Origin of the sequence: Streptomyces rugosispiralis (assembly GCF_024505145.1) — a bacterium.
Lineage (GTDB): Bacteria > Actinomycetota > Actinomycetes > Streptomycetales > Streptomycetaceae > Streptomyces > Streptomyces rugosispiralis.
Window position 1 is genome coordinate 676,494 of the sequence record NZ_JANIAA010000001.1, and the last position, 19,602, is coordinate 696,095.

Below are 19,602 nucleotides of genomic sequence, written 5' to 3' on the forward strand. Positions count from 1 at the left end.
TTCTGCGACCCGACACGGAGGAATCCATGCAGATCGCGAAGAAGGCCGCCCTGGTAGCCGCGACCGCGGGCGCCCTTGCGCTCCTCGGCACCGGCACCGCGGCCGCCAACGGCTACGGCGGCGGCTCCGAAAGAAACACCTCCACCCCCACCAGCTTCGACATCAGCAGCTTCATCTTCCAGAGCAACCACTGCAACACCAGCACCGGCACCACCCTCTCCACCGCCACCGCCGGTCCGACGGGCGAGATGAAGATCGGCAGCACCTGCGCCAACATCATCGGCGGCTGACGCAGGGACAGCGGCCGGCGACCACCGTCACCGGCCCACCGCGCTCCTCCCGCTCCTACCGGGCGGGGGGAGCGCGCCCGTTCCGGCTCGACGGCTTGGTACGCCGAACGGGCCACTCTCCGGTGCGCTTACCCGACTTCTCCCGGTATTCCTCCGTTAAATCGGACCGTCAGATTATTCGTTCTGCGACCCGACACGGAGGAATCCATGCAGATCGCGAAGAAGGCCGCCCTGCTGGCCGCGACCGCCGGCGCCTTTGCGCTCCTCGGCACCGGCACCGCGGCCGCCGACGGCTACGGCTCCGACGTTCCCACCAGCTTCAAGCTGTCCAGCGTCATCTTCCAGGACAACCACTGCAACACCTCCACTGGCACCACCAGCTCCATCGGCGGCGTCGGCCCGAGCGGTGACATGACCATCGGCAGCAACTGCGTCAACTTCATCGGCGGCTGACGCAGGGGCAGGGGCCGACGACCACGGTCACCGGCCCACCGCGCTCCCCCCGGCCCACCGGGTCGGGGGGAGCGCGTGTCTCACCGCCGTACCTGGATCAGCGCATGGGCACCGCTGGTGCGCCAGTGGTCCTCGTTCGCGTCCAGCGCGGCCACGGTCCGCTCGTCGAGCCCGACGACGACATCCGACTTCAGGGTGCGCAGCGCGGCCACCGGGCCGGGGAAGTACCCGGTGCGGTCGGCGAAGGAGGTGGTCGGGGTCCACAGCCGGTCGCCGACGAGGCGGCGGTAGTTCAGATCGCCCTTCATGACGGTGAGCGTGGCCCCGGCGAACTCGCTCCGCAGATCGCCCGGCATCTCCTCGTACGGCAGCGGGGCGCGGAAGAAGTCGTGCGCCCGCACCGTGAGCCGGCCGTCGCCCATGGCGGCCCACAGCCGTCCGCCGGTCCCGGCCGCCGCGCCCTCCGCCCGCGCCAGACGGCGCAGACAGTCCACGACATCCTCGGTGGTGGCGTCGGAGACGTAGTACGGATACGGCTTCACCTGGAGCACCACCCGCTCGGCGCGCCCGTGGTGAAGCACATGGTCGATGAGGACGAGGTCGGGGAGCAGTTCCCGCCCGGCGTTGTCCGCCACCACGCACAGCGTGCCCGGGGAGCCGGCGGGCAGCAGCGACCACAGCGCCCCCGAGTCGTCCGCGACCAGCGGCGGAGTGTCGGCGCCCGGCGCGTCCGCGGCCGATGAGGAGATGCGGAAGCCCAGGTCCGCGCGGTTGCCCCAGAGTGAGCCGTGCACCAGCGCGTCCGCCTGCTCCCCGGCGGGCCCGCGCAGGATGTCGTCGAGCGTGGCCAGTTCGGCCTCGGTATCGGGGGTGTCCAGCTCGGCCTGTTTGAAGGGGCGGAACGGGTCGACACCCCGCCAGGGGCCGTCCGCGAAGTAGCCCACGGCCTCCAGGAGCCGCCGGTAGAAGTAGCTCTCCGCCCACAGGAACGGCACGTCGAACCAGGACCGGCCGAAGTGCTCCCGGCCCCACACCGCCCACCGGTCGTGGTCGTACGCGGTGGGCGGGAGCGGGGCGATGGTGCCCTCGGCGGCGTTGTCGCGCAGCGCGTCGAGGGCGCGGTGCTGCCCGGGGCCGTACGGGAAGGCGGCGCGCACCTTCTCGATCAGTGCGGGATGGCGCTCGGCCAGCACACTCCGGGCGAACGATCCGGGCTCATCGCTGCGGATCACGGGCGCGTCGGCGGTGTCGGACATGGCAGCCAGGGTCGCACACCGCGCGGTGGCGCGGCGGGGATCACCAGTGGGCGGGGCGGGTGAGGGACGGCGGCAGCCGGGTGGCGGCGTCGCCCTTGGCCGCGTTCAGCTGGGCCTGGGTGAGGAAGACGGCTTCCCGCAGGTCGGCCGCGCTCAGGTCGGCATCCCGGAAGTCGGCGCCGATCAGATCGGCCGCCGTCAGATCGGCCCGGGTGAGGTTCGCCGCGATGAGACGGGCACCGCGGAGGTTGGCGCCCCGCAGATCGGCTCCCCCCAGGTCGGCGCCGATGAGATCGGCTCCCCTGCGGTTCTTCTTCCTGCCCGGGATCCGGGCCCGTACCAGCTCGCTCGTCCGCAGCAGCAGCTGGTTGACCCGATCCCGGTGGGCCGCCACATCGAGCTCCCTCAGCTCGGCCGCGCTCCCGAGGGTGAGCCGCTCGGTCTCCCGCAGCGCCTCGCGCAGGGCACCGTGGACGGGCCGGGCGGCGGGCCGGGCCAGCGCCTCGGTGAGGTACCAGAGCAGTTCGTGCAGATGGCGCATGACGGGGAAGACGGCGAACATCTCGGAGGCCGTCCCGGGGTGCCGCCGCCAGTCCCGGCCCTCGAAGGTGAGCTGGGAGACCTTCTGACCGGCGCCGAAGCAGTCGTAGACCGTGCAGCCCGGGAAGCCCTCCTCGCGCAGCCGGGAGTGGATACCGCAGCGGAAGTCGGCCCGGAGGTTGCGGCAGGGCTCCCCCGCGGCCTTGCTGAGCGCGAAGTCCGTGGAGGCCGTGAAGGGCAGGGCGACACAGCACAGCCCGAAGCAGTTGCCGCAGTCGGCCCGCAGGGCGGGGCGGTCCGCGGCGGCCGGGCCGGCGGAGGGGGTTTCGGTCGTATCTGACACCGTGCGTGGTCTCCCGCGTGGACAGGAGCACCGCGGTGCGGGGCGGTGCTCGGTGGCGTTCCATTGTCGCAAGCGGGCTCAACCGGGAATGATCAGCTCGATTCCATAGGCGGCGATCGCCAGGCACGCGGCGAAACACACCACCGCCGCGGCCGCCGCCACCGTGTCGAGACGGCCGCGGCGCGCCCCGTGGCGCGATGTGCCGCCGCCGGCGCGAGGCCAGGCGGCGACGCCGAGCGAGAACATGACGACCACCAGGACGGTGACCCCGAGGCTGACCCCGAAGACCCCGCCGATCGTGCCCCAGGTGGTGCCCATACGGATCAGCTCCTCGACGGGGTCGTGGCCGGGTCAGGCGGTCGTGTCCAGGGTGCGCTCGGCGGGCTCGGGGACGCGCGGCTCGTTGACGTTGTCCGGGTTCACCGGGCGCCGGCGGGAGAGCACGTAGAAGCCCGCCGCCGCCGCGACGGCGACGCACGCCACCAGGGCCACCCCCGCGTTGCCCTGGCCCGCCACCCAGGCCGCCACCCCTCCCACGGCCGCCGCCGCGGGCAGGGTCAGCAGCCAGGACACCGCGATCCGTCCGGCGATCCCCCACCGCACATGGGCCAGCCTGCGGCCGAGCCCGGCGCCCAGGATGCTGCCCGTGCACACCTGGGTGGTGGACAGCGGGAAGCCCAGGTGTGAGGAGGCCAGGATCACCGCGGTGGCGCTGGTCTCGGCGGCGAAGCCCTGGGGGGGCTGGATGTCGGTCAGCCCCTTGCCCATGGTCCGGATGATCCGCCACCCGCCGACATAGGTGCCCAGCGAGATCGACAGACCGGCGCTGAGCACCACCCACCACGGGGGCCCTGAGCCGTGGCCGAGCACGCCACCGGCGATGAGGGTGAGGGTGATGACCCCCATCGTCTTCTGCGCGTCGTTGGTGCCGTGGGCGAGGGCCACCAGGGACGCGGATCCCACCTGGCCCGCGCGGAAGCCCTTCCGCGCCACGCGGGCGGCCGCGCGGTGGGTGATCACATACGCGAGATAGGTGGCCAGCATGGCCACCACACAGGCCACCACCGGTGAGGCGACCGCCGGGATCACGATCTTCTCGACGATCGCGGTGAAGCGCACCGCGGATTCCCCGGCGCCCACCCACACCGCGCCGATCAGCCCGCCGAACAGGGCGTGCGAGGAACTCGACGGCAGCCCGGCGAGCCAGGTGATCATATTCCAAAGGATCGCCCCGATCAGCCCCGCGAAAATCATGACCGGGGAGACCTTGGCGTCGTCGACGATGCCGTTGGAGATCGTCTTGGCCACTTCCGTGGAGAGGAAGGCCCCGGCCAGATTGAGCACCGCGGCGACGAGGACGGCGAGCCGGGGCGACAGCGCCCCCGTGGCGATGGACGTGGCCATCGAATTGGCGGTGTCGTGGAAGCCGTTGGTGAAGTCGAAGGCCAGTGCCGTGAGGATGACGGCCACCAGAAGGAAGGAGACGGAGTCCATTCCCGACCTCCCGCACCAGGAGTGGTCCGGCACATCGTTCGCGTCGGACCGTCTCGTGAAGACCGCTGTCTGATGTCCACGCTAAGCGCGGTGTCAGGCGGGCGCCAACGCTGGCGCCCGGCCCAACGGCCGGGCCGGTTCGGCGCCGTGGCACACGGCCCGGCCCGGTTCGGGCGCCGTACCGCTCCCGCCGGCCGGACGGCTCACCGGCGGCTGTCGGACGGCTCACCGGCGCTGAGGGAGGCGCGGGCGTTGAGCGTGCGCACATCGCCCCCCGTGGTGTCCCGGTAGGTGTCGGTGACGCGGGCGAGCTCCTCGGGGGTCCGCGCACCGTCCCGGTTCATGGCCCGGTTCGCCCGTACGACGGCCGCCGTCGCCTCGCGGCGCTCGGTCTCGTAACGGGCCAGCGCGGTGGGCACATCGTCCGCCCGCGCGAGTTCGCGGGCGAGGACGCGGGCGTCCACGACCGCCTGGGACGCGCCGTTGGCCCCCACCGGATACATCGGATGCGCGGCGTCGCCGAGCAGGGTCACCCGGCCGCTCCCCCACCACGGCAGCGGCTCCCGGTCGGCCATCGGGTATTCGAGGATCTCCGCGCAGCCGGTCAGCAGACCGGGCACATCGAGCCAGCCGAGCCGCCAGTCCTCGAAGTACGGCAGCACATCGGCGAGCCGCCCCGGCCGGTTCCAGGCCGCGTCCCCGGTGAGCGGCCCGGGTTCGGACATCCGCACCTGGCAGACCCAATTGACCCGGCCGCCGCCGATCGGATACGCGACCAGCTCGGCGTCCCCGTCGCGCACGATCACCATCGAGCGCCCGGTCAGAAACGGCTCGGCCGGTGTCGTGCCGCGCCACATCCGGATCCCCGACCAGAGCGGCGGGCCGTCCTGCGGATGCAGCGCGGCGCGGACCGCGGAGTGCAGCCCGTCGGCGCCGATGAGCGCCCGCGCGGCCGTCTCCTCGACCGTCCCCGTCGCCCGGTCGAGGATGCGGACGCGTACGCTCTCGCGCTGCCCCGAGTCGTCGAATCCCACCACCCGCGCCCCGGTGCGGACCGCGTCCGCGCCCAGGCGCTCGCGGACCGCCGCGAGGAGCAGTCGCTGGAGCTCCCCGCGGTGCACCGAGTACTGCGGCCAGCGGTAGCCCTGGGCCAGGCCACGCGGCTCGGTGAAGATCCGCGTGCCGAACCGGTCGCAGTACACGTTCTCGGCGGTGGCCACGCCGATGGCGGCGAGCTCGTCGCCGAGGCCGAGTTCGACGAGCTCGCGCACGGCGTGTGGCAGCAGATTGATCCCGACGCCGAGCGGCCGGATCTCGCGGGCGCTCTCGACGACCGCCGCCTCGACCCCGGCCGCGTGGAGGCTCAGGGCGGTGGCCGGCCCGCCGATCCCGCCCCCGGCGATGAGCACACGCATCACTCGGCTCCGGCCCCGGGACGGATCTCGGAGGGGGCCTCGGAACGGACCTCGGGGTGGTCCCCGGAGGGAACCCCGGGACGGATCTCGGGGCGGTCGATGATGCGCAGCCAGGTGCCGTCCGGCTGGCGGCGGGCCACCTGCACCCGGCCGCCGGTGTTGTCGGCGGGGCGGGTCGAGGTGAGGGCCAGCTCGCCGTAGCGGACGGTCGGCAGCGCCTCCTCCACCCGGAACGGGCGCGGGGCGTGCGCCAGCATCCGCTCGCAGACGGCGCGGATCGCCTCGCGGCCGACGGTCGTGGCACCCGGCGGGTAGGCGAGCACCGCGTCGGGCTCGTAGAGCTCGGCCAGCCCCTCGGCGTCCCCGGCGTTGGCACGCTCCACGAACAGCCGGGCCAGATCCTCGGGGGTGGTGGCGCGGGCACGGGTCTCGGTCATGGTCGACTCCTTTCGTCCGCCTCCACCCTCCAGCGGGCGCGATCAGAAGTCCAAGAGATGGTTGGTCTGGTTGCTAGAATCATCGCTTATGGAACTGCGGCAGCTTGAGTACTTCGTGGCGGTGGCCGAGGAGCGGAACTTCACCCGGGCCGCGGAGAAGGTGCGGGTGGCCCAGCCGGGGGTCAGCGCTCAGATCCGCCGGCTGGAGCGCGAGCTGGGCGAGCAGCTGCTGGACCGCTCGGGCCGCTCGGTGCGGCTGACCGAGGCGGGGGCGGCCGTGCTGCCCTACGCGCGGGCCGCGCTCGCGGCGGTGGCGGGCGCCCGGCTCGCGGTGGACGAGCTGACCGGACTGCTGCGCGGGCATGTGGCGGTCGGGACGGTCACCTCGCACAGCGTGGATCTGCCGGGGCTGCTGGCGGAGTTCCACGACGCCCATCCGGCGGTGGAGATCACCCTCATCGAGGCCACGTCGGACGAACTGCTGGAGGGTCTGCGCACGGGACGGCTCGACGCGGCGATCGTCAGCGTGGGCGCCACGACCCCGGCCGGGGTCGAGTTGGAGGTGATCACGGATCAGCCGATCGTGGCCGCGGTCAGCCCCGACCATGAGCTCGCCGTGCACTCGGCCATCTCGCTGGACACCCTGCGGGGCCGCGCGCTGATCAGCCTGCCGCGCGGCACGGGGCTGCGCACCCGGATCGACGAGGCGTGCGCGGCCGCCGGTTTCACCCCGCACATCGCCTTCGAGGCCAGCGATCCGGAGGTGCTGGCGCAGCTCGCCGAGCGGGGGCTGGGCGCGGCGATCCTGCCCGGGGCGTTCGCCGAGGCGCGGTCGGACCGGCTGCGGTCGGTCCGCATCGACCGGCCGGCCCTGCGGGGGCGGCTGGCCTTCGCCTGGCGGGCGGACGGCCCGAGCGGCCCGGCCGGCCGGGCCCTGGTCGAGCGCGCCCGCACCGCCCTGGCGGCCGCCTCGGCCCCCGAGCGCGCCACCGGGTGAGCGCTGGTCCTCCGTACCCACACCGCACCCCCCGTTGACAGCTCACCAGGGCGGATCCCACAATTGCGCTCATGATCAGGCACCGGTTCGACGCGACGGGACTCCTACGCGCCCCGGACCGGACCGGGTGTGAGCGCTCGGGCCTCTAACCGGGATTCTCCGCGTCCCGCGGCCACCGCCCCCGCGCCCCGAAGCCACGCCGGTCATTCCTCCCGCGATCGCCGGTCAGCCCCTGACGACCCGCACATCGCGACGCTCCGGACAACACTTCCGTGGTCTCCCCCGCGGCACGAGGGCACCTCCCCACCCCCCGCCTGCCCCCCTGTCCGCCGTCACGCACGAGGAGATGCCATGACCGTCGTCGACACCCCACCCACGACTCTGCGCGAAGCCGCCATCCCGCCGGACGGCATGTACGAGGGCGAGCGCGTTCTGCGGCGGCTGCCCGAGGGATGGGAGGAGCGTCCGTACGAGCGGTTCGAGATCGTGCCACTCGGACGTGTCATCGGCGCCGAGATCCGCGGCCTGGACCTCTCCCGGCCACTGGAGCCCGCGCTGCGCGAGGAGCTGAACCGTGCCCTGCTGGAGTGGAAGGTGATCTTCTTCCGCGGTCAGCACCTCACTTCGGAGCAGCAGCGCGGATTCGCCCGGAACTGGGGCGAGTTGGAGACCAATCCACTGCTCGCCGCCGGGTCCAGCGAGGATGTGGTCCGCTTCGACAAGGCGTCCGGCGCCACCCCGACCTTCGAGAACATCTGGCACACCGACGTCACCTTCCGCGCCCGGCCCGCGCTCGGCGCCGTACTCCAGCTGCGCGAGGTGCCGCCGGTGGGCGGGGACACCATGTGGGCCGACATGGCGGCGGCGTACGACAACCTCCCGGCGGAGGTGAAGGAGCGCATCGACGGCGCCACCGCCGTCCACGACGTCATCCCCGGCTTCGTCCGCTTCTACGGACCGGAGCGGCTGGCCCCGTTCCAGGAGATGTTCCCGCCGGTGGAGCATCCGGTGGTGCGCAGCCATCCGGAGACCGGCCGGCGGATGCTGTTCGTCAACACCTCCTTCACCACCCGGATCACCGGGCTGGAGCGGGAGGAGAGCGACCGGCTGCTGAGCTTCCTGTGCCGTCAGGCGCACGTCCCGGAGTACCAGGTGCGGTTCCACTGGCAGCCGGGCGACATCGCGTTCTGGGACAACCGCGCCACACAGCACTACGCGGTCAACGACTACGCCCCGCACCGCAGGGTCGCCGAGCGCGTCGCCATCGAGGGCGACCGGCCGTTCTGACCCCGGCCGCTCCGCCACGACCTCCGATATGACGATTTTCGGCCATCCGGGCGGGGCCCGTACCCGGCGCGGGCTTGTTCCCGGCGGATGAAACGATGCGCGGCAGCGGCCACATCGGAGGTATAACCATTGCGGAGTGGTCAGTTGACGAGCCGATGGAAGGGGACGGGTGCGATACCGGGTCCTGGGGGCGCTTGAGCTGCGCACCGGCGAGGGGTGGGCCTCCCTGGGGCCGGCGAAGTGGCGGACGCTGCTCGCGGTGCTGCTGTGCCACGCCAACCAGACCGTCTCCACCGAACGGCTCCTGGACGAGCTCTGGGGCGAGGACCGGGCGCCCCAGAGCGCCACCAAGCTGCTGCAGACCTATGTCTCCCGGCTCCGCCAGACCATGGGCGACGAGGCCGGGCAGACCCTGATCACCGAGAAGCAGGGCTACAAGGCGCAGGGCTACCGACTGGCGGTGGAGGCCGCCGAGTTCGACGCCCACCGCTTCGAGCAGCTGGTCGAGGAGGGGCGGCGGGCGCTCGACCGGGAGGCGCCCGAGGCCGCGGCTGAGCGGCTGCGCGAGGCGCTGGCGATGTGGCGCGGCACCCCGTTCGCCGATGTGCCCCCGACCCCGGCGGTGACGGCGGAGGCCACCCGGCTCGAGGAGTGCCGGCTGCAGGCCGTGGACGCCCGGATCGACGCGGACCTGCGGTGCGGGCGCCATACGGCCGTACTGCGCGAGCTGGAGGCACTGACCGCCGAGCATCCGTTCCGCGAGGAGTTGCGCGGCCGATTGATGCTGGCGCTGTACCGGTCCGGGCGGCAGGCCGACGCCCTGGCCGCCTACCGCGAGCTGCGCCGGCTGCTGAGCGAGGAGCTGGGGGTCGAGCCGACCCCGCCGCTGCGCGACCTCCACGAGCGGATCCTGAACGCCGACGCCTCCCTGATGGCCGCGCCCGCCCTGGAGGCGGACCGGCCCGACCCCGCCGCCGCTGCCCGCAAGGCCCACCGGGGGCCCCGCCAACTGCCGCCCGCCAGCCCCGCGTTCACCGGCCGCCACGGCGAGGTCGCGGTGATCCGGGCGCTGATGGACACGGCCGGGGACCCGGAGGCGGGCGAGGGCGGGCGGTCGGTGGTGCTCGCCGCCATCGACGGCACCGGCGGGGTCGGCAAGTCGACCCTGGCCATCCACACCGCCCACCAGCTCGCCGACCGCTTCCCCGACGGTCAGCTCTATGTGGATCTGTACGGGGCGACCGCCGGGCAGTCGGCCCTGGACCCCGGCGAGGTGCTCGGCCGGTTTCTGCGCGCCCTCGGCGTGGACGGCTCCAACGTGCCGAGCGACACCGACGAGGCGTCCGCGCAGTTCCGTTCGCTGGCGGCGGGCCGGAGACTGCTGGTGATCCTCGACAACGCCGCCAGTGTGGACCAGGTGCGGCCGCTGATCCCCGCCGGGCCGGGCTGCGCCGCGCTGATCACCAGCCGCGAGATGCTGACCACTCTGGAGGGCGCCACCCATCTGCATCTGGATGTGCTCCCGCAGGACCAGGCGGTGGCGCTGCTGGAACGGGTCGTGGGCGCGGAGCGGGTGCGGGCGGAGCCCGCCGAGGCGGAGGAGATCACCCGGCTGTGCGGCTGGCTGCCGCTGGCGCTGCGGATCGCCGGTGCCCGGCTGGCCGCCCGCCCCGCGTGGCCGCTGCGCACCCTGGTGACCAAGCTGACCGACGCCCGGGGCCGGCTGGACGAGCTGCGCTTCGGCGATCTGGCCGTCCGCGTCAGCTTCCAGGTGAGCTACGAGGGTTTCCGGCTCGGCCGGCGCTCCGACGACCTGGACGCGGTCCGCGCCTTCCGGCTGCTCAGCGTGGTGCACGGACACGATGTGAGCCTGCCGGTGGCCGCCGCGCTGCTGGACCTGCCCGCCGACCGCACCGAGAACGCGCTGGAGCGGCTGGTCGACGCCCAGCTCCTGGAGAGCCGGGACTCCGTCCGCTACCACATGCACGATCTGCTGCGGCTGTTCGCGTCGGAGCAGGCGCAGCAGGAGGAGCCCGAGGCGGAGCGCGCGGCGGCGCTGGAGCGGGCGCTGACCTGCTACGCGGCCACCGCCCAGCGGGCGGTCACCCTGCTCGGCCCGCTCCGCCCCTGGCCCCGGCACCCGGTCGAGGGCCCGACGGTGCCGCTGAGCGGCCAGGACGAGGCGGAGAGCTGGCTGAAGGACGAGTTGCCCAATCTGCTGGCCGCCGTCGCCCAGGCGGCCGAGCCCACCCAGCCCGAGGCGATAGCGCGCCTGGGGTTGCGGCTGGCGCGGGCGCTCCAGTGGTTCCTCTTCCCCCGGGCCCACGCCCAGGATCTCCAGACGGTCAACGAGCTGGCCCTCGAGACCGCCCGCCACCTGGGCGACCCGGTGAGCGAGGCATGGGCGCTGGACGGCCTCTCCGCCGCGTACTGGCTGCAGCACAGCTACGACGAGGTACGCACCACCCTGGAGTCGGCGCTGGAGATCTGGCGCGAACTGGACCACCGGGAGGGCGAGTTGCGCACCGCGTGCAATCTCGCGGACGCGCTGTGCGAACTGGGCCTGTACGAGGAGGCCATCACGGTGCAGGAGCGGCAGCTCGCCCTCGCCCGGGAGGCCGGGGATCTGCCGGCCGAGGTGATCGGCCTGGGCAACCTCGGCCGGGCCCACCGGGGCCTGAGCCGTCCCGAGGACGCCCTGACCTGTTTCAAGGAGAGCCTGGAGCAGGCCCGCCGGACGGGCAACATCCACCATGAGGGCTTCGCCCTCTACGAGATCGGCATCACCTATATGGAGCAGGGCAGGTTCCCCGAGGGCCGGGCCCATATGGACCAGGCCCTGCCGGTGTGGAAGCGCCCCGGTACGTACGAGAGCTGGCGCGGGCACACCTGGAGCGGGCTCTTCCCCGCCTGTATGACCCTGCAGATCGGCCCCGGCCCGCGCTGAGGCGGGATCCGGGGCGCATGTGGACGCCGGGCGAGGGCGCGGTCGGGGCTACGGCTTGCGGGCCACCCCGCCGTAGGCCCACACCCGGCTCGGGTCGGACTCGGCGCCGATGCCGGGACGCCAGGAGGGCAGTTGCACCAGGCCCGGGGCGAGCAGGTCGAGCCCGGTGAAGAACTCCATGATCCCGGCATGGTCGCGGGCGACCAGGGACACCGGGCCCTCGAAGCTGATGACCTCCCAGTCCCGGTCGGTGTCCAGGGTGAAGTCGCCGGTGGCGTGGGAGAGGACCAGACAGCTGCCCGGCGCGGCCCAGTCCATGAGCCGGCGGACGATGCCGACGGGGTTCGCCAGGTCCTCGATGTAGTCGAGGACGAGCGTCAGCAGGATGGCGACCGGCTGTGCGGGGTCGAGCAGCCGCCGCAGCTCCTCATGGCCCAGGAGGTCCTCGGGCGAGCGGATGTCAGTCTTGATCATCGTGGTGCCGGAGACGGAGAGCCGGGCCTGGCCGTGGCTCGCCACGATGGGGTCGTTGTCGGCGTAGACCACCCGGGCCCGGGGATTCACGGCCTGGGCGATTTCATGCACATTCGGGGTCGCCGGCAATCCAGCGCCGATATCCAGGAATTGGCTGATGCCATTGGCGGCGAGATGGCGGACGGCCCGGTGCAGAAATCTCCGATTGGAGAGCGCGGTGTCGCGGACTTCCGGGGCGACACCGAGAAATCGCTGGGCCTGCTCGTAATCGGCGAGGTAATTGTCCTTGCCGCCGACGAGATAGTTGTAGACCCTGGCCGGGTTCGCCTCGCTGACCGCAAGACGTCCGTGGTCGGCCGGCCGCCACTCCCTCGTCCTGAGCCCGATGCCGGGTCCGCTGCTCTTCATGGTGATTCCCTTACCACTAGCACTGCCTCGCCTCACCCCCGACGGTTCCGGATCACTGCGGGTGCGGAGCCGCGCCCGGACGCCACGTGACCGTCTTCCTCGGCCCCGGTTCCGCCCAGGCCACCGGATCCCGCGCCCATAGGTGGAAGGGCAGCTCGACATCCGCGGAGACCCGGCTGAGCTGGCCCCAGGAGTACGCCCCGGAGTGGGCCGCGGTGGCCTGGAGCGCCGCCTCGAGACAGGCACGGGCGGTACGTTCGGCCCGGCAGGTGCCGCTCGGGCCGGACCCCTCCACCCCGCCGCAGAGCTGAAAGGTGCTCCAGGCGTAGAGGGGTTCGTCCTCGACTTGAGGCTGATGCTGCTGGTCGACGTTCACAGGCCCTCTCCAGACGCGTCCCTACCGGGCGGCTGTAGCGATGCGTCCAGCATGGAAGAGGGCGGATCAGCGGCGGTATACCGGCGGTAAAGCGACGGCCGCGGCGGCTCGACCGGGTCCGCCCCGGTCGGGGCACCGCCGCGGCCGCATCGCGTTCCGCGCTGGAAAGGGCCCTGGTCACGCACCATATGACGGCATGGCGCCGGTCCAGGGCCGCCCGGTCACCCGGCGAGCCAGGCCAGGACCTCCCGGTTGATCCGCTCGGGCTGCTCCAGGTGGAGGAAGTGCCCGGTGCCGTCGATCAGTTCCATGCGCGAGCCCGCGGGGAGGTGGTCCTCGGCCCCCTGGACGACATCGGCGCCGATGCAGCCGTCGTCGCCGCCGTGGAGGTAGAGGATGGGGACCTCCCCGGTCGCGGTAATGGCCTCCTGCTCGGCCGCGTACGCCGCCACATGGCGCGACGGGTCGAACAGCGCCCGGTAGTAGCCGATCGCGGCAGCGAGGTGGGCCGGGTCCCGCAGGCTCTCCTTGACGTGCGCGATGTCCTCGGCGGCGTCCTTGTACCCGGGCGACCAGTCGCGCCACAGGCCGTCGATCAGGGCCATGTCGTGCGCCGCCGCCCCGGCCTCGGCCAGCGGCGTCTGGAACAGGAAGATGTAGAAGGAGCGCTTGAACTGGCCGTAGTCATAGTTGAAGAAGTCGGCCAGCACCCCGCCCAGCGGGGGCACCGACATCGTGACCGCGCGCCGCCAGCGCTCGGGGGCGCTGCCGGTGGCGCCATACGCGGCGATGGCGCCCCAGTCGTGGCCGATGAGCACGGCGTCGCCGTCGCCGCCGAACGCCTCGTGGAGCGCGTTGGCGTCGGCGGCGATCGCACCGGCCTGGTACGCGCCGTCGGCGGGTATGCCGCTGGGCGCGTAGCCCCTCATGAAGGGCGCCACGGCGTGGTAGCCCGCGTCCGCGAGCGCGGGCAGCAGATGACGCCAGGAGTGTGCGGAGTCCGGGAAGCCGTGCAAGCAGAGCGCCAATGGGGCGTCCGCCGGGCCCGCTTCGAAATACCCGAAATCAAGTCCATTTGCGTTGATGTTCTTCAGCTCTGTCACGCCCGAGGATGCTAATGCACCGTCAGGATGGCGTCCATGTATGGCCGGAACGGGCTGCGCGCCGGGCCGGAGAAGTGGCAGACTGCGCTATACCGTCCGGAAATTCGATGACGCACCGCGTGTTTTCGCCGGCCGAGCCCCAGGGAGGCCCGATGACCAGCCCGAGCAGCCCCGTCGCGGACCACCGCGATGCGATGATGCACCGCGGATTCCTCTACCGCGACGAGGAGGAAGTGGTCGATATCTGCGTCCCGTTCCTCCGCGAGGGCCTGGCGGCGGACGACGCCGTGGCCGTCGTCGCGGCCACCTCCAACATCGACGCGCTGCGGGACGCGCTCGGGCAGGACGCCAAGGCGGTGCAGTTCGAGGAGGCGCTCAGCTGGTACCAGCACCCGGTCAAGACCATCGCCGCCTACGACTCCTTCGTGAAGGCCGAGAAGCCGCGCCGGGTCCGGGTGATCGCCGAACCGGTGTGGCAGGGCCGCACCCCGCTCGAGGTGGTGGAGTGGGCGCGCTACGAGTCGATCGTCAACGCGGCCTTCGCCCACTCCGGCGCCCGCGCCATCTGCTGCTACGACCGCCGCCTGCTGCACCCCGAGATCCTCGCCTACGCGCGCCAGACCCACCCCGAGATCATCGACGGCCACGGGCCGGAGAAGAGCGACGCCTACACCGACCCCGGCCCGTTCAGCGCCACCTGCGACCGGCGCCCCCTGCCGTCCGCCCCGCGCACGGCCGAGTCCGTGTCGATCGTCTCGACCGATCTGGACGCCGTGCGCACCTTCGTCGCCGAGCGGGGGAGCCGGCACGGCATGGCCCATGACGCGCTGCGCAACATGGTCGCGGCCGTGAGCGAGGTGTCCACCACCGCGATCCGGCACGGCGGGGCCCCGGCGCGGCTGGGCACCTGGGTCCACGACGGCGATCTGGTCTGCGAGATCTCCGGGCCCGGCCACTGGTACCCGGACGCGCTGTGGGGCTTCACCCCGCCCGCCGACAGCGAGCCCGGGTTCGGGCTGTGGGGCGTGCGCATGCTGTGCGACGTGGTGCAGATGCAGGCCGACGCGGACGGCACCCTCATCCGGCTGCGCACCCGGATCTGACCTCCCGGAGGGCTGGGCCGATGGCCGGGGTCAGATGACGGTGATGGCCCCGGTGAGGACGGCGAAGGCGATGTAGCCGAGGGGACGGGCACGCCCCAGCGCAGCTCACCATCGTCCACAAGGCCAATGTCCTCAAGCTCACCACCGGGCTGTTCCGCACGGTGTGCCAGGAGGTCGCCCAGGAGTACCCGGACGTGGCGGTGGACGACTTCCACATCGACGCCATGACCGTCCATCTGGTGCGCCGCGCCCAGGACTTCGACGTCATCGTCACCGAGAACATGTTCGGCGACATCCTCTCCGACCTCGCCGGTGAGCTGTCCGGCTCGCTGGGCACCGCCCCCTCCATCAACGCCTCCGCCACCACCGCCATGGCCCAGGCGTCGCACGGCTCCGCCCCCGATATCGCCGGGCGGAACCTCGCCAACCCGGTCGCCATGATCCTCTCCGGGGCGATGCTCTTCGAGTGGCTCGGCGCACGCCACGGCGACGCGGGCCGGAGCTGATGTCCGCCTGACGGTCGCATCCGCCGGATGCGGCCGGGGCGGTGCGGGGCGACACTGGCTGGGGAGGGCAACAGCCGTGATGCGGAGTGTGCGTATGGATGGGCTGCCATCCGTCTGGGAGAGCACGCGATGAACACGCCCCACCGGCGCCGGGGCGCCCAGGGCACCCCGAGGGTGCGGCGGGACCTGCCCACCCGCATCGACGCCACCGGCACCCGACGGGAGACGGACGCGCTGGGGACCGTCGAGGTCCCGGCCGACCGGTACTGGGGCGCCCAGACCCAGCGGGCCCTGGTCCACTTCGCGATCGGTGACGACCGTATGCCCACGGCGGTCTACCACGCGTACGGCTATGTGAAGAAGGCCGCCGCGCTGGTCAACGGCCGGGAGGGGCGGCTGGCCGGGTGGCAGGCGGATCTGATCGCGCATGTGGCCGACGAGGTGGTCTCGGGCGCCCTGGACGACCACTTCCCGCTGTATGTGTGGCAGGCGGGTTCCGGCACCCAGACGAACATGAACGTCAACGAGGTCATCAGCAATCGCGCGATCCAGCTGGTCGGCGGTGTCGTGGGCAGCAAGGAGCCGGTGCACCCCAACGACCACGTCAATCTGGGCCAGTCCTCCAACGACACCTTCCCCACCGCCATGCACATCGCCGCGGTGCGCTTCCTGCACGACCCACTGCTGCCGCAGGTCAGCCTGCTCCAGGAGGCCATCGCCGCCAAGTCCCGGGCCTGGTACGACATCGTCAAGACCGGCCGGACCCATCTGCGGGACGCGGTCCCCCTCTCGGTGGGGCAGGAGTGGTCCGGCTACGCCGCCCAGCTCTCCGATGCGCTGGAGCGGCTGCGGGCCACCCTGCCGGATCTGTACCAGCTCGCCATCGGCGGCACCGCGGTCGGCACCGGTCTGGGCGCCCCGGAGGGCTTCGGACCCGCGGTGGCGCGGGAGATCGCCGTGGCCACCGGCCATCCGTTCAAGGTGGCGTCCAACTCCTTCGCGGCGCAGAGCGGTGTGGACACCATGGTGGCCGCCTCCGCCGGGCTGCGGGGCCTCGCCGTCCCCCTGATGAAGATCGCCGACGATATCCGCTGGCTCGCCTCCGGCCCGCACGGCGGGATCGGGGAGCTGGAGCTGCCCGCGAACGAGCCCGGCAGCTCCAGCATGCCCGGCAAGGTCAACCCGACCCAGTGCGAGGCCATGATGATGGTGTGCACCCAGGTGCTCTCCGACGACGCCACCGTGGCACACGCGGGCACCCGGGGAAACTTCCAGCTCAACGCGGCACGGCCGCTGGTCATCAGCGGCTTCCTGCACTCCGCGGGCATCCTCGCCGACGCCTGCGAGAAGCTGCGCGCGTACTGCGTGGAGGGCATCGAGCTGAACCGCGAGCGGATCGACGAGCATCTGGCCCGTTCGCTGATGCTGGTCACCGCGCTGTCCCCGCGGATCGGCCACGACAAGGCCGCCGAGATCGCCCGTAAGGCCGCCGCCGAGGGAACGACCCTGCGCGAGGCGGCCATCGCCAGCGGCCACATCGGTGCCGAGGACTTCGACCGGATCGTGGACCCCCGGAAGATGGCCCGCCTGCGCGACGGCTGAACTCATCGGCGCCGTACCCCGTGCTCGGCCAGCGGTCCCACCTCCAGACCCGCGGTCCGGCACTCCGCCACCACCACGGGCAGCGCGGCCAGCGTGGCGCGCCAGCAGCCCGTGGCCGCGGCGCGGTCGGTGTCGTGCAGCAGAACGGTGGCCCCGCCGCGCAGATCGCGCCGTACGGCGGCGGCCACCGAACCCGGTGTGGCGCCCTCGGTCCAGTCGCGCCCCCAGGCCGACCAGAGGACGGGGGTGAGCCCGGCACGGGCCGCCGCCAGCCAGCGGCCGCCGGTGAGGATGCCGTACGGCGGCCGGTACCACCGCGGCACCGCGCCGGTGGCCAGCCGGATCGCGCGGGCGGTCCGGGCCACCTCATGGGCGTCCCGGGACACCGTGGGCAGCCAGGGACGGCTGTGGGTCCAGCCGTGGACGGCGAGCTCATGGCCCCGGCGGACGATCTCCAGGGTGGTGTGCGGGAAGCGCGTCACGCCGTCCCCGAGGACGAAGAAGGTGGCGCGGACACCGAGCTCGTCGAGCACCTGGAGGAAGCGCGGGGTGGTGCGTGGATCGGGTCCGTCGTCGAAGGTGAGGGCCACGTGGTCGCGCCGCCCACGGCCCGCCAGGGCGGGGAACAGGGCGCGCCGGGGCCCGGACAGCCAGGTACCGGCGGGTGCGATGTGGGCGGCCGCCGCGAGCAGCGCGGCGTTGCGCACCAGGACACCGGAGCGGTGGCGGACGCTCATGGTGCTCCCTCGCCACCGGGAAGCGGTGTCCCGGTGTTACGCGACGGTTGGGGGACGGCCTGGTCCCAGCCGCCGCACATGGCGGGCGAGCGGGTCAGGCCCACGATGCCGGCCGCCATCAGCAGGATTCCGGCCACCTCGGGCACGATGCGCAGCCCCAGGTCGATGCGCTCCCCGAACAGCACCCAGCCCAGCGCGATGCTGACCAGGGCGTCGCCGAGGGTGAGCGCGGGCTGCGAGGCGGCCAGGGTGCCCGCGCGCAGGGTGCCCTGCAGCAGCAGGAAGCTCAACAACCCCACGGCGCACACCGCGTACAGCGGCCAGTCGGTGAGCACCGCCACCACTCCACCGACGAACCGGCCGGTCAACTCCTTGATCAGCGCCGCCGTACAGGCGAAGCAGACGGCGGTGGCGCTGCCCAGGGCGACGGCGCGCGTGGCCCCGCGCAGCACCCGGCCCACCGCGATCAGGGAGCCCACGGCGATGGCCACCACCACGCCCACGGGCAGCCAGCGGCCGTTGCGCGACGTGGGCGAGCCGCTGGAGGGGTCCGCCGCCACCAGGAAGAGCGCGAGCCCGGCGGCCAGCATCACGAACGACAGCCAGGTCCGGCCGTCCGGGCGGTGGCGGAACACCAGACTGCCGACCACCAGGGTGAACAGCAGCTCGCTGACCAGCAGCGGCTGGACCACCGAGAGCCGCCCGACCGCCAGCGCGCCCACCTGCGCCACCGCCGACACCACCATCGCGGCAAACCCGGCCAGCCAGAACGGCCGGCGCAGCAGCCGCGCCAGCCGCAGCAGGCTCCGCATCGGCCCGCCGTCGCCCCGCTCCTCCCGGACCTGGTCCATCGCGGCCCGCCGCTGCAGTACCGAGGCCGCGCCGTTGCCCAGGGCGGACAGCAGGGCCAGCACGACGGTCAGGGCGCTCACCGGGGGTCACCCGAAGCGTGTGGCCAACCGGTGGTACAGCCGGGGGGTCAGGGCCCGGACCACCGCGGGCAGCCGCATCCAGGCCGGTACGTACACCTCGTCCCGCCCGCGCTCGACCGCGTCCCAGACCGCGTCGGCGATCCGCTCGGGCGGCAGCGGGCGGGGCAGCCGACGGGTGTACGGGGCACCGCGCCGGGCGAAGAACGGAGTGTCCACCACACCGGGGACCACATGGGTGACACGTACCCCGGCCCGGCTCAGCTCGTGGCGCAGGGCGTCGGCGAAGACGCCGAGCGCGGCCTTGGCCGCGGAGTACACCGCCTCGCCGCGCACCCCGACGGTCCCGGCCACCGAGCCGATCAGCACGATGTGTCCGCGCCGCTCGGCCTCCATCCGGGGAACGACCATGCGGACCAGGCGCATCGCGGCGAGCAGATCGACGCGGACCACCTGGTCGATGGCGGCGGGCGGCATGGTGGCGAAGGGACCCGCCCAGCCCACGCCCGCCCCCGCGACCAGCAGATCCACCCGTCCGGCGGCACGGAGGGCGTCTTGGACGAGCGCCTCCGGGCCCTCCGGCGCGGCCAGGTCGACGGGGAGGGCGAGGGCCGACGTCCGGGCGGCCACGTGGTCGAGCCGTTCCCGGTGGCGGCCGCTGACCAGCAGCCGCCATCCGCCCTCGGCCGCGATCCGGTCGGCGATGGCGGCCCCGATGCCCGAGGAGGCGCCGGTCACCAGCGCGACCCGCGTCCCGGTGGCTGCCGGATGCCCGGTGTCCCGCATCCGGCCGCGGTCCAGGGGGGTGTCCGGGAGGGGGCGGATCATGGCATCTCCCTGTCTCGCCGCCGACCGGCCGCTGGTCCTGGGTCACCGGCCGTCGAGCGCGCGGTTTGACGGCATGC

General features: G+C 73.0%; 19 protein-coding genes and 1 pseudogene. 8 read left to right on the plus strand and 12 right to left on the minus strand.

The window, feature by feature from the left end; genetic code table 11:
* The first annotated feature begins 26 nt into the window (after nt 1–26).
* Nucleotides 27–290: a hypothetical protein gene (locus tag NP777_RS03055; protein WP_256648424.1), complete on the plus strand. Its 264-nt coding sequence runs from the start codon at nt 27–29 to the stop codon at nt 288–290.
* A 207-nt stretch (nt 291–497) separates the two neighbouring features.
* Complete coding sequence (locus NP777_RS03060; protein ID WP_256648425.1) at nt 498–743, plus strand: hypothetical protein; 246 nt, start codon at nt 498–500, stop codon at nt 741–743.
* Between the two features lie 80 nt (nt 744–823).
* On the opposite strand, the gene NP777_RS03065 is transcribed toward NP777_RS03060, so the two are convergent.
* The 6 genes from NP777_RS03065 to NP777_RS03090 form a co-directional block, all read right to left on the minus strand.
* Nucleotides 824–1,999, minus strand: coding sequence for a damage-control phosphatase ARMT1 family protein (locus NP777_RS03065; protein WP_256648426.1), 1,176 nt, complete (start codon nt 1,997–1,999; stop codon nt 824–826).
* 40 nt (nt 2,000–2,039) lie between these two features.
* Nucleotides 2,040–2,882 carry a pentapeptide repeat-containing protein gene (locus tag NP777_RS03070; RefSeq protein WP_256648427.1) on the minus strand — a complete coding sequence of 281 codons (843 nt, stop codon included), beginning with the start codon at nt 2,880–2,882 and terminating at the stop codon, nt 2,040–2,042.
* A gap of 78 nt (nt 2,883–2,960) precedes the next feature.
* Complete coding sequence (locus NP777_RS03075; RefSeq protein ID WP_256648428.1) at nt 2,961–3,200, minus strand: hypothetical protein; 240 nt, start codon at nt 3,198–3,200, stop codon at nt 2,961–2,963.
* A gap of 33 nt (nt 3,201–3,233) precedes the next feature.
* On the minus strand, nt 3,234–4,376 hold the full coding sequence (locus NP777_RS03080) for an inorganic phosphate transporter (protein WP_256648429.1): 1,143 nt from the start codon (nt 4,374–4,376) through the stop codon (nt 3,234–3,236).
* Nucleotides 4,377–4,579: 203 nt separating this feature from the next.
* A complete protein-coding gene (locus tag NP777_RS03085; protein WP_256648430.1) occupies nt 4,580–5,791 on the minus strand; it encodes a flavin-dependent oxidoreductase in 1,212 nt (403 codons plus the stop codon).
* The gene (locus tag NP777_RS03090; RefSeq protein ID WP_256648431.1) at nt 5,791–6,228 is read right to left on the minus strand and encodes a YybH family protein; all 438 of its coding nucleotides are present in this window, start codon (nt 6,226–6,228) and stop codon (nt 5,791–5,793) included. Before NP777_RS03090 ends, NP777_RS03085 begins: the two co-directional genes overlap by 1 nt.
* Nucleotides 6,229–6,316: 88 nt before the next feature.
* On the opposite strand from NP777_RS03090, the gene NP777_RS03095 reads away from it, so the two are divergent.
* From NP777_RS03095 to NP777_RS03105, 3 genes are all read left to right on the plus strand, one after another.
* Entirely contained in the window at nt 6,317–7,225 is a 909-nt protein-coding gene (locus tag NP777_RS03095) for a LysR family transcriptional regulator (RefSeq protein WP_256648432.1), read from the plus strand.
* 351 nt (nt 7,226–7,576) lie between these two features.
* Nucleotides 7,577–8,512, plus strand: a complete 936-nt coding sequence (locus tag NP777_RS03100) for a TauD/TfdA dioxygenase family protein (RefSeq protein ID WP_256648433.1) — start codon at nt 7,577–7,579, stop codon at nt 8,510–8,512.
* A gap of 169 nt (nt 8,513–8,681) precedes the next feature.
* Nucleotides 8,682–11,459 (plus strand): AfsR/SARP family transcriptional regulator, encoded by a 2,778-nt coding sequence (locus NP777_RS03105; protein WP_256648434.1) that lies wholly within the window; start codon nt 8,682–8,684, stop codon nt 11,457–11,459.
* Nucleotides 11,460–11,507: 48 nt separating this feature from the next.
* Here NP777_RS03105 and NP777_RS03110 read toward each other — a convergent pair whose 3' ends face one another.
* The 3 genes from NP777_RS03110 to NP777_RS03120 all read right to left on the minus strand — a co-directional run bounded on the left by NP777_RS03110 (nt 11,508) and on the right by NP777_RS03120 (nt 13,820).
* Nucleotides 11,508–12,341, minus strand: a complete 834-nt coding sequence (locus NP777_RS03110) for an SAM-dependent methyltransferase (protein ID WP_256648435.1) — start codon at nt 12,339–12,341, stop codon at nt 11,508–11,510.
* Nucleotides 12,342–12,393: 52 nt separating this feature from the next.
* A complete protein-coding gene (locus tag NP777_RS03115) occupies nt 12,394–12,717 on the minus strand; it encodes a hypothetical protein (RefSeq protein ID WP_256648436.1) in 324 nt (107 codons plus the stop codon).
* A gap of 221 nt (nt 12,718–12,938) precedes the next feature.
* On the minus strand, nt 12,939–13,820 hold the full coding sequence (locus NP777_RS03120; RefSeq protein ID WP_256648437.1) for an alpha/beta fold hydrolase: 882 nt from the start codon (nt 13,818–13,820) through the stop codon (nt 12,939–12,941).
* 152 nt (nt 13,821–13,972) lie between these two features.
* Here NP777_RS03120 and NP777_RS03125 point away from each other — a divergent pair, with 152 nt between their 5' ends.
* From NP777_RS03125 to NP777_RS03135, 3 genes and pseudogenes are all read left to right on the plus strand, one after another.
* Nucleotides 13,973–14,923 (plus strand): sensor histidine kinase, encoded by a 951-nt coding sequence (locus NP777_RS03125; protein WP_256648438.1) that lies wholly within the window; start codon nt 13,973–13,975, stop codon nt 14,921–14,923.
* A 107-nt stretch (nt 14,924–15,030) separates the two neighbouring features.
* Nucleotides 15,031–15,429: pseudogene (locus tag NP777_RS03130) on the plus strand (isocitrate/isopropylmalate family dehydrogenase); the annotation flags it as partial.
* 129 nt (nt 15,430–15,558) lie between these two features.
* Nucleotides 15,559–17,031: a class II fumarate hydratase gene (locus NP777_RS03135; RefSeq protein WP_256648439.1), complete on the plus strand. Its 1,473-nt coding sequence runs from the start codon at nt 15,559–15,561 to the stop codon at nt 17,029–17,031.
* A gap of 2 nt (nt 17,032–17,033) precedes the next feature.
* Here the strand turns inward: NP777_RS03135 and NP777_RS03140 are convergent, their stop codons facing one another.
* From NP777_RS03140 to NP777_RS03150, 3 genes are read right to left on the minus strand one after another with little or no spacing between them, the layout of a single operon-like run.
* Nucleotides 17,034–17,768 (minus strand): polysaccharide deacetylase family protein, encoded by a 735-nt coding sequence (locus NP777_RS03140; RefSeq protein ID WP_256648440.1) that lies wholly within the window; start codon nt 17,766–17,768, stop codon nt 17,034–17,036.
* Nucleotides 17,765–18,700 carry a DMT family transporter gene (locus NP777_RS03145; protein ID WP_256648441.1) on the minus strand — a complete coding sequence of 312 codons (936 nt, stop codon included), beginning with the start codon at nt 18,698–18,700 and terminating at the stop codon, nt 17,765–17,767. Before NP777_RS03145 ends, NP777_RS03140 begins: the two co-directional genes overlap by 4 nt.
* 6 nt (nt 18,701–18,706) lie before the next feature.
* Nucleotides 18,707–19,525, minus strand: coding sequence for an SDR family NAD(P)-dependent oxidoreductase (locus NP777_RS03150; RefSeq protein ID WP_391858445.1), 819 nt, complete (start codon nt 19,523–19,525; stop codon nt 18,707–18,709).
* Nucleotides 19,526–19,602 lie beyond the last annotated feature (77 nt).

Bases quoted from the DNA above. Each gene is read 5' to 3' on its own strand.
- NP777_RS03055 (WP_256648424.1), top strand. From the start codon at position 27: ATGCAGATCGCGAAGAAGGCCGCCCTGGTAGCCGCGACCGCGGGCGCC.
- NP777_RS03060 (WP_256648425.1), top strand. From the start codon at position 498: ATGCAGATCGCGAAGAAGGCCGCCCTGCTGGCCGCGACCGCCGGCGCC.
- NP777_RS03065 (WP_256648426.1), bottom strand. From the start codon at position 1,999: ATGTCCGACACCGCCGACGCGCCCGTGATCCGCAGCGATGAGCCCGGA.
- NP777_RS03075 (WP_256648428.1), bottom strand. From the start codon at position 3,200: ATGGGCACCACCTGGGGCACGATCGGCGGGGTCTTCGGGGTCAGCCTC.
- NP777_RS03080 (WP_256648429.1), bottom strand. From the start codon at position 4,376: ATGGACTCCGTCTCCTTCCTTCTGGTGGCCGTCATCCTCACGGCACTG.
- NP777_RS03085 (WP_256648430.1), bottom strand. From the start codon at position 5,791: ATGCGTGTGCTCATCGCCGGGGGCGGGATCGGCGGGCCGGCCACCGCC.
- NP777_RS03090 (WP_256648431.1), bottom strand. From the start codon at position 6,228: ATGACCGAGACCCGTGCCCGCGCCACCACCCCCGAGGATCTGGCCCGG.
- NP777_RS03095 (WP_256648432.1), top strand. From the start codon at position 6,317: ATGGAACTGCGGCAGCTTGAGTACTTCGTGGCGGTGGCCGAGGAGCGG.
- NP777_RS03100 (WP_256648433.1), top strand. From the start codon at position 7,577: ATGACCGTCGTCGACACCCCACCCACGACTCTGCGCGAAGCCGCCATC.
- NP777_RS03110 (WP_256648435.1), bottom strand. From the start codon at position 12,341: ATGAAGAGCAGCGGACCCGGCATCGGGCTCAGGACGAGGGAGTGGCGG.
- NP777_RS03125 (WP_256648438.1), top strand. From the start codon at position 13,973: ATGACCAGCCCGAGCAGCCCCGTCGCGGACCACCGCGATGCGATGATG.
- NP777_RS03135 (WP_256648439.1), top strand. From the start codon at position 15,559: ATGAACACGCCCCACCGGCGCCGGGGCGCCCAGGGCACCCCGAGGGTG.
- NP777_RS03140 (WP_256648440.1), bottom strand. From the start codon at position 17,768: ATGAGCGTCCGCCACCGCTCCGGTGTCCTGGTGCGCAACGCCGCGCTG.
- NP777_RS03150 (WP_391858445.1), bottom strand. From the start codon at position 19,525: ATGATCCGCCCCCTCCCGGACACCCCCCTGGACCGCGGCCGGATGCGG.